Here is an 11,323-nt window from a genome sequence, read left to right as displayed (position 1 = left end):
GTTCAAGCCCACCTCCTCGAACTACTCGGCATCGATGAAACCCGCCCACGCTGGCTGGACACCTCAAACCCCATGTGCGAAATCCGGGTCTAGAGGAAGTCAGCGGCGGAAGCCGCCCTCGGAGTCGATGACCTGGCCGGTGACCCACTCCGCCTCGTCCGTGGCGAGCCATGCGATGAGGCGGGCCGGGTCGTCGGGCATGCCCCACCGGCCGGCCGGGAAGAGGGCCGCGATGGTCTCGTAGTCCTCGCCGGTCATGTAGTCCGTGTCCACGGGCCCGGGGTTGACGGTGTTCACGGTGACGGCGTGCTCGGCCAGGGTCGTCGCCAGGGAGCGGGAGATGGAGGCGAGGGCGCCCTTCTGGAGGGCGTAGGCGATCTCGCCCGGCATGCCGCCTCCGAGGTCCTGGCCGGAGGTCATCATCATCACGCGCCCGCCCGGGGTGCGCGGCGGCAGCGCGGCTCGCAACCGGGCGTACGCCTGGGCCAGCAGGATCACCGAGCGGGTGTCGACCGCCCAGTGCGTGTCGAGCATCGCCGTGTCGATCTCGTCCAGGGATCCGTCGAACCCGCTCTGCGCGTGGTTGGCGACGAGGATGTCCAGACGCCCGCCGAGCGCCTCGGCGGCCCTGCCGACGAGTTCACCGGGCACGGCCGGATCGGCCAGATCACCGGGCCCGGCGACGACCCGGGCATCAGGGTCCGCGAGCACCCCGCGCACGGACGCTACGACATCCTCGGGACGGTCCGCGCCCCAGGGCTGGTCGGCATCGTGCGGCACGTGGTGATGCAGATAGACACTCGCTCCGTAGGCGGCAAGGCGCCGGGCGACGGCGTGCCCGATGCCGCCGCGCCGGCTGGCACCGGTGACGAGGGCTGTGCGGCCGCGCAGGGGCAGGGGGTCGCGGCGGAGTTCTTCGGGGCTGGGGTGGGGAAGTCGAGGCATACGATCATCGTGGCCGGGCCACACGAGCGACGCACGCGAATATCGCCGTCTACGGGCGCGGGGCTGTGCCGATATGCGGATCCGCCGCGTGGGCGCGATCAACCACAGACAACCCGCACCCGCCACACAGCCAGCACCCCACGGTCATCTGGGCGCGAGTAGCCGCAACTGGACCAAGCCCAGCCACGTTTCGGGCCCCGGCTGCACCCGAGCCGCCCGAACCGCATATCGCCCGGGCTCCAGACCCACCCGAACCCGCTCACTGCCCGAAGGCTCCGCCCCAGGCCACGCCGCGTCGAAGAGCAGCACAGCCCCCGGCACCTCCCAGTGAACCTCCGCCTCCCACTCCGCCGTATCGACAGCCACCGGCACGCTCGCCAGCAACTCGTCCTCGGAGTTACCCGCGCACCACCGGACGAACATCCCGTGGTCGGGCAGATAGGCCGTCGAGGCAGGCTCGTCGCCGAGGACCAGGGCGGCGCAGTCGCCGACCGGGAGGAGTCCGACGGAGCCGTCCACCTCACAGGCCCGGTCGTAGTCCGACGCCGTCTCCTCGCCGTCGGCACCCGCCCAGAACGGCAGAACCGTCTCGGGCACCGCTATCAGCGGCCCACCGCCCGATTCCACCCATTCCACGACGCCCGGCTCCGCGTATCGCACCATGGCGCAAGAACCTACAGGGTCAACTCCCGTCAAGGTTTCGGGGGTCAGCAGCCGCAGTCGCCGGCGCCCGCGGGAGTCGTCAGGGGATCCGGGGCACGGCGTTCGCGGCCCTGCCAGGTCTCGAACTCGAGGCCCTCGCGCACCCAGTACTCGAAGCCGCCGAGCATCTCCTTGACCTGGTAGCCGAGTTCGGCGAGGGCCAGGGCGGCACGGGCGGCGCCGTTGCAGCCGGGGCCCCAGCAGTACGTCACGACCGGCACCGACCTGTCGAGGAGTCGTCCGGCCTGCTCGCGGACGAGCGCGGTCGGCAGGTGGACGGCGCCGGGGACGTGGCCCTGATCCCAGGCCTCTGTGGAGCGGGAGTCGACCAATACGAAGCCGGGGTCTTGGCCGGCCGCGAGTGCGGCGGCGACGTCGGACACGTCGGTGTGGAAGGCGAGACCGGCGCGGAAGCGGGCGGCGGCCTCGGCCGGGGCGGCGGGGGCCACGCGCAGTACGGGATTCACGGTGGTGGTCGACATGCCGAGAAAGCTACGGCCGCTGGTCCACGCCCTGAAGTGACGATCCCCGGCATTCGGCTTGATCCGCCGGGGATCTCGCTGCTATTCCTCGGGGATGGTCGCGTATTCCCCGGACGCCACCGACTGGCGCATCCTCGACGTCCTCCAGCGGGAGGGGCGGGCCAGTTTCACCGAGCTGGCCCGTGCCGTCTCCATGTCCGCGAGCGCGGTCACCGAACCGGATGGAGGAGGCCGGGGTCATCCAGGGCTACGCGGCGGTGGTCGATCCGGAGAAGCTCGGACTGCCGATCCTGGCGTTCGTACGTCTGCGGTACCCCACCGGGAACTACAAGCCCTTCCACGACCTCGTCGCCGCCACGCCCGAGATCCTGGAGGCACACCACGTCACCGGCGACGACTGTTTCGTCATCAAGGTCACGGCACGCTCGATGCGTCACCTGGAGGAGGTGTCCGGGCGGATCGGGGCGCTGGGCTCGGTGACCACGAGCGTCGTGTACTCCTCGCCGCTCCCCCGGCGTCCCCTCGGACGCTGACCCCACGCCCCCTCGGCCGCTGACCTCAGCCCACGCCGCGCTGCCGCAGCACGGATCCGGACCTGCCCTTGACGATCTCCAGTTGGGCGTGGATCCGCCGCCGCAGGTCGGGCACGTGGCTGACGATGCCGACGCTGCGGTCGCGTTCGCGCAGGGAGTCGAGGACGTCGAGGACCTCGTCGAGGGTCTGGTCGTCGAGGCTGCCGAAGCCCTCGTCGATGAAGAGGGTGTCCAGCCGCACTCCGCCCGCCTCGTCCGTGACGACGTCCGCGAGGCCCAGGGCGAGGGCGAGCGAGGCGAAGAACGTCTCGCCGCCCGACAGTGTCGCCGTGTCCCGCTCGCGGCCGGTCCAGGCGTCGACGACGTGCAGTCCGAGCCCGCTGCGGCCGCGTCCGGTGCGGTCGTCGGAGTGGACGAGGGTGTAGCGGCCGGACGACATGCGCCGCAGCCGTACGGTCGCGGTGGCGGCGACCTGTTCCAGACGGGCCGCCAGCACGTACGACTCCAGGCGCATCCGGCGTTCGTTGTCCGCCGAGGTGCCCGCGGTGAGGCCGGCCATGCGGGCGACCCGGTCGTACTCCTCGCGCAGCGGCGCCAGCCGGCGTACGGAGGCGGTCGCCCGGGCGGAGAGCCGGTCGAGTTCGGCGCAGCGCCGGACGGCGGCGTCGTGGGCGGAGGCGGCGGCGCGCAGCCGGCGGGCCGCGGTGTCGGCGGCGAGCTGCGCCGAGGCGAGGTCGGCGGGCTGCCGCCGGGCGGCGGCCGCGGTGTCGGCCTCGGCGAGGACGGCCCGTACGGCGGCCTCCTCGGTCTGCCAGGCGTCCAGCCGGCGTTGCAGCTCGCGGTGGGCGGCCTCGTCGAGGAGGGCGGCGGCCGCGTCCCGCGGGGTGTCGAAGCCGGCGCGGAAGGCGGCGTCGGCGAGCCGGGCGTCGGCGTCCTTGAGCCGCTGGGCGGTGTCCTCGGCGGCGCGGGCGGCGTCGGCGGCGTCCGTGAGCAGCGCGGTCCGGCGCTCCAGTTGCGCGGCCCGGGCGGCGACGCTGTCCAGGGCGCCCCTCGCCCGGTCCAGCTCCTCCTCCAGGGCGGCGCGTTCGCTCTCCAGCCGCTCCCGGTGGCCGACCCGGGCGGCGCTGCGCACGGCGGCCTCCTGCCGGGCGGCGACGCGCCGCTCGTGCTCGTGCCCGGCCTGCCGCAGCCGCTCCTGCGCGGCGTGCAGCTCGGCGGCGCCCCGGCGGGCCTGCACGTACTGCTCCTCCAACTCCTCGACCTCGCGGGCGAGTTGCTCGGTGGAGATGTCACCGGCCTCGGCGGTGGCGGCGGCCAGCGCCTCCCGGACGACGCCGAGGTTCCGCTCGTCCTCGGCGCGCTGTTCGTCGGCGCGCTGGTAGGCGGCCAGGGCGTGTTCCTCGGCCTCGCGGTCGACGTGCCCGGCGACCTTGCGGGCGGGCGCGGGGTGTTCGGTGGCACCGCAGACGGCGCAGGGCTCGCCGTCGGTGAGGTTCGCGGCCAGTTCGGCGGCGATGCCGGTCAGGCGCTGTTCCTTGAGGTCCAGCCAGTGCTGCTTGGCCCGCAGCGCCTCTTCCTGTGCGGTGCGGACCTGCTCGACGGCCTTGTTCGTGTCCTCGGCGAGCTGGTCGCGCAGCCGGGCCGCCGTCAGCCGCTGCCGCGCGGGCTCGCGCCGTACGGCGAGCTGTTCGGCGAGGGAGGCGGCCTGCTGCGCGGCGTCGACGCCGGCCTGGAGGGCGGTGCGCGTCTCCTCCCAGCCGTCGAGCCAGGCCTGCGCCTCCTGGAGGACGTCGGCGTCGGCGCGTTCCTGGCGGTCCAGCCCGACGCGTTCGTCGAGGAGTTCGGCCAGCCGCCGCTCGGCGCGGCGGGCCGAGTCCAGTCCGCCCAGTTCCTCGGCGGCCCGGCGGGCGGCGGCCGCGAGTCCGGCCGCGCCCGCGTCGGCGAAGGTCTCGGGCAGCAGGGCACGCGCGCGTGCCTCGGCGGCGGCCGCCCGGCGGTGTTCGGCGTCGGCGGTCTCCCGCAGGTCCAGGGCGGGTGCCACCGCCTCGGCCTTGCGGGCGCGCTCCATGCGCTGCTGCGCCTGCCGGTACGCCTCCGTCCGCTCCTCCAGGAGGGCCGCTCGTTCCCGTGCTTGCGTGAACCGCCGCTGGAGCCGGGCGACTTCGCGTACGTCGTCGAGGGAGCGGCCGGCGGCGGCCTGCGCGGACTCGGTGTCGGCGAGCGTGCACTCGGCGACGGTGAGCTGTTCGCGGGCGGTGCTGCGGGCGACGGCGGCGGCGCCCAGCACGGCCTCGGCGAGTCCCGGTTCGCCGGGGGCCAGGTCCGGCGGCCGCATGGCGTCGCCCGCGGCCTGCTGCATGCGGTGGGCGTCGGCCAGCAGCGCGGCGTCCCCGTCCCGGACCTGGGCCTCGGTGGCGCGGCGGCGCTCGGCGAGGCGCTTCTCGACGTCGGCGAAGCGGCGGGTGTCGAACAGGCGGCCCAGCAGTTTGCCGCGGGCCTCGGCGTCGGCGCGCAGGAACCGCGCGAAGTCGCCCTGGGGCAGCAGCACGACCTGGCAGAACTGCTCCCGGCTCATGCCGAGCAGCTGGGTGATCTCCTCGCCGATCTCCTGGTGCGAGCGGCTGAGGTCCTTCCAGGCCCCGGCCGTGGTGTCGTACTCGCGGAGCCAGGTCTGGGCCTTGTCGAGGGTCGTGCCGGTGCCGCGTTTCTTGGGGCGTTCCCAGGGCGGTTGACGGGTGATCTCCAGGCGGCGTCCGGCGACGGTGAGTTCGAGGGTGACCTCGGTGCGGGTCGCGGGGGCGGCGTGGTCGCTGCGCAGGGCCGTGCCCTGTCCGCTGCCCTGCCGGGCGCCGGGGACCGAGCCGTACAGGGCGTAGCAGACGGCGTCGAGGACGGATGTCTTGCCCGCGCCGGTCGGTCCGTGCAGCAGGAAGAGCCCGGCCGCCGACAGCTCGTCGAAGTCGACGGTCTGGGTGCCTCCGAAGGGGCCGAAGGCGGTGACCGTCAGCCGGTGGAGCCTCACCGGGCCACCTCCCGTACGGTCTCGTCGGTCCGCACCGCGTCGAACGCCTCCCGCAGCACGCCCTGTTCGTGCGCGTCGGGTCCGGCGCCGCGCACATGGGCGACGAAGTCCTCCGCGATCTGCTGGTCGCTGCGGCCGGCGAGGCGCCGGGCGTACGACACCTCGGGGTCGTCCTCGGCCCGGTCGGGGTCGAAGACGAGGCTGAGGGTGTGCGGGAAGCGCTCGGCGAGCCGGGCCATGGGGTCGGCCGGGCGGACGGGGTCGGTGAGCGTCGCTTCGACCCACGCCTCCTCGTGCCGCGCCAGCTCCGGGTCGGCGAGCAGGTCCTCCAGCGTGCCCCGGATCCGGGCCAGGGCGCGTGGCACCGGGCAGTCGACGCGCTCGGCGTCGACGGAGCCGTCGGCGGCCAGGTCGACCAGCCACATGCTCTTGCGGTGGGCCGCCTCCGAGAAGGAGTAGGGCAGCGGGGAGCCGGAGTAGCGGACGCGGTCGGTGAGGGTCTGGCAGCCGTGCAGATGCCCGAGCGCCACGTAGTCGACGCCGTCGAAGACGCCGGCGGGCACCGCGGCCACGCCGCCGACGGTGATGTCCCGTTCGCTGTCGCTGGGTTCGCCGCCGGTGACGAAGGCGTGCGCGAGGACGACGGAGCGCGTGCCGGGCGCTCGCGCGGCGAGGTCGGCGCGGACCCGGTCCATGGCGGCGGCGAGCACGGCCTCGTGCCCCGCCTTCTCCACAGCGAACTCGTCCTTGACCAAGGCCGGTTCGAGGTAGGGCAGTCCGTAGAAGGCGACGTCCCCGTGGCCGTCGGCCAGCACCACCGGGGTGCCGGCCGCCGACGGCTCGGTCCGCAGGTGGATCCCGGCCCGCCCGATGAGGCCCGCGCCGACACCCAGACGGCGGGCCGAGTCGTGGTTCCCGGAGATCATCACCGTCGGCACGCCGAGGTCGGCGAGGCGGTGCAGGGCGTCGTCGAACAGCTCGACCGCGGCGAGCGGCGGCACGGCCCGGTCATACACGTCCCCGGACACGAGCACCGCGTCCACGGCCCGCTCCCGCACGGTCGTGACGAGGTGGCCGATGAACTCGGCCTGGGCGCCGAGCATGTTCACCCGGTGGAACGACCGGCCGAGGTGCCAGTCGGACGTGTGCAGCAGTCTCACGACGCCGCTCCGACCTGCATGTCTCCCCCTGCTACCGCTCCACTACCCGCGCGAGCCGGCCCGGCTCGCTGTCAGCACTCACCACGCTAACCCGTGCGGGCACCTGGTCCATCACGAACCTCGGGATGCCCCACCCATCGGGCGTCAATTCAGTTGAAATGTCCGCACACATGCCGTGGAACAGGTCACGTTGCGGTGCAGCTGCGGGCGAGAGTGGCCCTGCGGGAAGTCGAGCATGCGGACGCGTACTCGACCAGCCGGTGGCCGCAGAAGGGCACGCGGACCTCCGGCCCGGCAGCCGCGCCGAGCCGGCCCCGCCCCGGGAACAGCACGGCACGGCTCCCCCGGGACGGCCATGGGGCAGCCGTGCCAACGACGGTCCGGCTCAGCCCTGCCCCGTGTGGTCGAGGCCCTCGTGCCCCACATGGGAAACACCCCGGACGTTCAGCTCGTCCTGTACGTCGTCGAGCAACTCGCGCAGCAACTCGGCGAGTGCCTCGCGCCGCTCCGGGCCAAGGCGTTCCAGCAGCTGTGCCTCGCGGGCGAGCACCCGGTCCACCGTGCGTTCCACCAACTCGTGCCCGGCCGGGGTCAGTTCGACCAGAACCGCGCGGCTGCGGCCGGGGGCGGGGCGGCGCGTGACCAGGTTGTCGCGCTCGGCGCGCGCGACCCGCTGGGAGATGGCGCCCGCGGTCACCAGGGAGTGCCCGGCGAGGTCCCGGGTGCTCAGGGTGTAGGGCGGCCCGCTGCGGCGCAGCACGCTGAGCAGGTCCAGGGTGGCCGGGTCGACGCCCGCCTCGGCGAGGACCCGCCGGCGGTCGTCGCCGAAGTGCTTGGCGAGCTGCCAGATTCTCGTGACCACGCCGATGGAGCCCACCGGGGTCTGGGGCCGCTCGCGGCTCCAGGCAGCCGCGATGGCGTCCGCCGGGTCCTCTCCCGCCGGTCGGCGATCGCTTTCCTCTGATGCCGTCATGAGCTCACCCTTCACACCGACCTGCTACATTTAGATCTGAATTTAGCACTAAACAAACGCGCTTCGGCGCACGTTGGAAACCGAGTGGTGATATGCGCACAGAGACACGGAAAGCGAACCCGAAGGCAGGAGCCGATGCCGGGGCCGCCACCGTGACCGGCCCTCCCCGAGCCACGGGGCGGGACTGGGCGGGACTCACCGTGGTCCTGCTCGCGATGTTCATGAGCCAGATCGACATGTTCATCGTGAACGTCGCGGCTCCGGGGATCCAGGCGGACCTGAACGCCGGGTTCGGCCAACTCCAGTTCATCATCGACGGTTACGTGATCGCCTACGCAGCGGGCATGGTAACCGGCGGCCGGCTCGGCGACCGGATCGGCCGCAAGCGCACCTTCCAGTACGGCGTGGCCACCTTCACCCTGACGTCCCTGCTGTGCGCGCTCGCGCCCAGCCCGGCCACGCTGATCGCGGCCAGGGTGCTGCAGGGCCTGTCGGCCGCGGTGATGACACCGCAGGTGCTCTCGCTCATCCGGGCCGTCTTCGTGCACGAACGCGACCGCGCCCGTGCCGTCGGCGCCTACGGTGCCTCCATCGGCGCGGGCGTCATCGCCGGTCTCGTCGGCGGCGGTCTGCTGCTCGACCTCGATGTGGCCGGTCTGGGCTGGCGCATGATCTTCCTGATCAACGTGCCGATCGGCGCGGCGATCCTGTGCGCGGCCGTGCCCGCCGTCACCGAGAGCCGCAGCGCCGATCTGCCGCGACTCGACATCGCCGGAGCCGTCTTCACCGCCGTGCTGCTGCCTCTCGTGCTCATCCCGCTCATCCTCGGTGGTGAGCACGGCTGGCCCTGGTGGACGTACGTCTGCTTCGCCCTCACCGCGGCCGGCACCGTGGCCTTCCTGCGGTGGGAGCACCGGACGGAATCCCAGGGCAACGACCCGCTGCTGCCGAGCCGGTTGCTGCGGGCCAAGGGCTTCCCGCTCAGCATGGGCACCGTGCTGCTGTTCTTCTCCGGCAACGCCGGGCTCTTCCTGGTTCTCACCTTCCACCTCCAGTCGGGACTCCGGCTGACGCCACTGGCCGCGAGCATGGTCTTCGTGCCGCTCGGCCTCGGATTCATCGCCGCCTCCGCGGCCTGCCGCAGGCTCGCCGCCCGGTTCGGCATCGGGGTGTCCGTGGCGGGCGGCCTGGTCATGGCGGCCGGTCTCGCCGCCGTGCCCGCCGTCACCGGCCTGGAGAGCACGAGCCAGGCGATCGGGCTCGCGGTGGTGATGGGGGTCTCCGGATTCGGGCAGGGCCTGGTCGTCGCGCCCCTGGTGGACACCGTCCTGTCCCGGGTCCACCCGGACGACGCGGGCGCCGGATCGGGTGTGCTGAACACCGTCACCCAGGCGGGCATGGCCTTCGGTGTGGCTGTCATCGGGGCCCTGTACCGCGGCTTCCTGGGTACCAATCCCCAGGCACCGGGTCCGGACACCGGCATGGCCGACTTCGCGGCGGCCTTCGACCTCACCGCCTACGTCCTCGCGGCACTCGCCGTCGGCACGGCACTGCTCGCCGTCCGGCTGGGCCGCGTCCCCGCGAGCGCGGAAGCCGCGGGGGGCGCGGGGCCCGAGGGCGGCCAAGGCCCCATCGACCCCGCCGGGCATGTTGAGGAGCCCGTCGGCGCCGCCCGCTCCGCCGTACACCGGGAGGCGCCCGCCGTCACCGACACCGACCGATAGCCACCGTCCGCGGCGGACGGTCCGGTGCCCACCGCTGCGCCCCTTCGCCGGTTCGGCCGAGGGGGCGGGGCGCGTACCGGTGCGCAACGGACTCGGGAGTGCGCTGCGCACCGCCGTCCCGCTCCCGCTCCACCGGCACTGATGCCCGCCGGGCCGGCTCCCGGGCGCCGCGCACGTGGCTGATCGCACGTCAGGCGTCGCCGTACGCCTCCCCGCCCGGTTCGAAGCCTGCCGTTCCGGCGGTCGCGTCGGCGAGCCACGCCCGGAAGGCGTCCACGTCGGCGTCCGGCAGTGCGATCTCGATCGTGACCGCCTCCCCGTAACGCACCTCCCGCACCTCGCGCCCGGAGGTACGCAGGTCGTTCTCCAGCTTGCCGGCCCGCTGGTGGTCGACGGTGACCGTGGCCAGCCGGAACCGGCGGCGGGTGCGCGTGCCGAGGGTGTCCAGGGCCTCGCCGACCGCTCCGCCGTACGCCCGGATGAGCCCGCCCGCGCCGAGCTTGACCCCGCCGTAGTAGCGGGTGACGACGGCGACGACGTACCGCATCTCGCGGCGCAGCAGCATCTGGAGCATGGGGACGCCGGCGGTGCCGCCGGGTTCGCCGTCGTCGCTCGCCTTCTGGACCGAGGCGTCGGCGCCGATGACGTAGGCCCAGCAGTTGTGGCTGGCGTCGGCGTGCTCCTTGCGGAGCGTGGCGATGAAGTCCTGCGCCTCCTGCTCGGTGGCCGCCGGGGCGAGGGCGCACAGGAAGCGGGAGCGGTTGACCTCGGTCTCGTGCACGCCGGCGCGGGCGACCGTGCGGTATTCGTCCTGCATCGGGCCAGCCTATGCGCGGGCCCGGTGCTAATTCTTCGCGCCCCGGGGCACGATCATGGAGGTGAGCAGCGCGGTGTCCGGGGTGAGGGCCCGCCAGGTCGTGCCGTACCAGGACAGTACCGCGATGGCCGAGGTCGGGAACTTCGTGCGGACCCGCTCCAGGGTGTCGTCGAGGCCGTCACCGGCGAGCGCCAGGACCAGTTCCTCCAGGCCCGGGTTGTGCCCGATCAGCAGCAGCGTCTCCACCTCGGCGGACACCTCGTGCACGACGGACAGCAGACCGGCGGGGCTCGCGGCGTACAGGCGCCGGTCGTACCGGACGGGCGGGGGCGTGCCCCACTCGGCGGCGGCCAGCTCCCAGGTCCGGCGGGCGCGTACGGCGGTGGAGCACAGCGCGAGGTCCGGCAGGCAGTCGGCCTCGGCCAGGGCCTGTCCGGCCGCGGGGGCGTCGCGGCGGCCGCGCGGGGCGAGCGGGCGCTCGTGGTCGGCGACGTCCAGGGGCCAGGCGGACTTGGCGTGCCGCAGCACGACCAGGCGGCGCAGCGGGCCCGCTCCCTTGCGCTCGATCATGACGGGGCTCCCAGGTCGCGGGTGAGTTCCAGTCCGAGGAACCGGTCGGCGTAGGCGTACGTCTCGAAACGGGCGCCGTCCGGCAGGTCCGGCTCGTGCTCCACCCGCCGCAGCTCGTCCAGCACCCGGGGCACGTCCAGATCGTCCTCCCAGGCATCGCGCAGCCGCCCGCGCACGTCGTCGGGCACGGGCCGCGAGGGCCTTCGGGCCCAACGGGCGACCGCGCCGCGCCAGCGGGCCAGGGTGGCCTGCGCCTCGTCGAGGACGCCCACGTCCAGCCGGACGGGCGCGCCGTGATGCCGGGTGAGCAGGGCGAGACGCAGGACGGTGGGATCGACGCCGCCCAGCGGCGCGGGGTCCACCGACTGGCCGTCCGACGGGTCCGGTTTCGCGGA

The 11,323-nt window shown here is 73.8% G+C and carries 9 protein-coding genes and 1 pseudogene; 2 read left to right on the top strand and 8 right to left on the bottom strand.

All coding sequences use genetic code 11. The features are described from left to right. Positions 1–99: 99 nt before the first annotated feature. The 3 genes from ACIBNA_RS28180 to ACIBNA_RS28170 all read right to left on the bottom strand — a co-directional run bounded on the left by ACIBNA_RS28180 (position 100) and on the right by ACIBNA_RS28170 (position 2,129). Positions 100–945, bottom strand: a complete 846-nt coding sequence (locus ACIBNA_RS28180; RefSeq protein WP_399167994.1) for an SDR family oxidoreductase — start codon at positions 943–945, stop codon at positions 100–102. Positions 946–1,089: 144 nt separating this feature from the next. After that, a complete protein-coding gene (locus ACIBNA_RS28175) occupies positions 1,090–1,608 on the bottom strand; it encodes an immunity 21 family protein (RefSeq protein WP_399167993.1) in 519 nt (172 codons plus the stop codon). Between the two features lie 44 nt (positions 1,609–1,652). Next, positions 1,653–2,129, bottom strand: coding sequence for a rhodanese-like domain-containing protein (locus ACIBNA_RS28170; RefSeq protein WP_399167992.1), 477 nt, complete (start codon positions 2,127–2,129; stop codon positions 1,653–1,655). A gap of 94 nt (positions 2,130–2,223) precedes the next feature. Here ACIBNA_RS28170 and ACIBNA_RS28165 point away from each other — a divergent pair. Beyond that, positions 2,224–2,662 (top strand): annotated as a pseudogene (locus ACIBNA_RS28165) (Lrp/AsnC family transcriptional regulator). Between the two features lie 25 nt (positions 2,663–2,687). Here ACIBNA_RS28165 and ACIBNA_RS28160 read toward each other — a convergent pair. From ACIBNA_RS28160 to ACIBNA_RS28150, 3 genes are all read right to left on the bottom strand, one after another. Continuing rightward, positions 2,688–5,684: an AAA family ATPase gene (locus tag ACIBNA_RS28160; RefSeq protein ID WP_399167991.1), complete on the bottom strand. Its 2,997-nt coding sequence runs from the start codon at positions 5,682–5,684 to the stop codon at positions 2,688–2,690. Then, positions 5,681–6,844 (bottom strand): exonuclease SbcCD subunit D, encoded by a 1,164-nt coding sequence (locus tag ACIBNA_RS28155; protein WP_399167990.1) that lies wholly within the window; start codon positions 6,842–6,844, stop codon positions 5,681–5,683. The genes ACIBNA_RS28160 and ACIBNA_RS28155 overlap by 4 nt, the downstream gene beginning before the upstream one ends. Positions 6,845–7,229: 385 nt before the next feature. Then, on the bottom strand, positions 7,230–7,817 hold the full coding sequence (locus ACIBNA_RS28150; RefSeq protein ID WP_399167989.1) for a MarR family winged helix-turn-helix transcriptional regulator: 588 nt from the start codon (positions 7,815–7,817) through the stop codon (positions 7,230–7,232). 152 nt (positions 7,818–7,969) lie between these two features. On the opposite strand from ACIBNA_RS28150, the gene ACIBNA_RS28145 reads away from it, so the two are divergent. Beyond that, on the top strand, positions 7,970–9,541 hold the full coding sequence (locus ACIBNA_RS28145) for an MFS transporter (protein WP_399167988.1): 1,572 nt from the start codon (positions 7,970–7,972) through the stop codon (positions 9,539–9,541). A 190-nt stretch (positions 9,542–9,731) separates the two neighbouring features. On the opposite strand, the gene ACIBNA_RS28140 is transcribed toward ACIBNA_RS28145, so the two are convergent. Beyond that, positions 9,732–10,358, bottom strand: coding sequence for a YigZ family protein (locus ACIBNA_RS28140; protein WP_399167987.1), 627 nt, complete (start codon positions 10,356–10,358; stop codon positions 9,732–9,734). Between the two features lie 27 nt (positions 10,359–10,385). Further along, a complete protein-coding gene (locus tag ACIBNA_RS28135; protein WP_399167986.1) occupies positions 10,386–10,928 on the bottom strand; it encodes a SixA phosphatase family protein in 543 nt (180 codons plus the stop codon). Positions 10,929–11,323 lie beyond the last annotated feature (395 nt).

It is taken from the genome of Streptomyces sp. NPDC050164 (genome assembly GCF_044459945.1).
Classification (GTDB): domain Bacteria; phylum Actinomycetota; class Actinomycetes; order Streptomycetales; family Streptomycetaceae; genus Streptomyces; species Streptomyces coeruleorubidus_A.
This window is presented reverse-complemented; position numbering and strand designations above follow the sequence as displayed.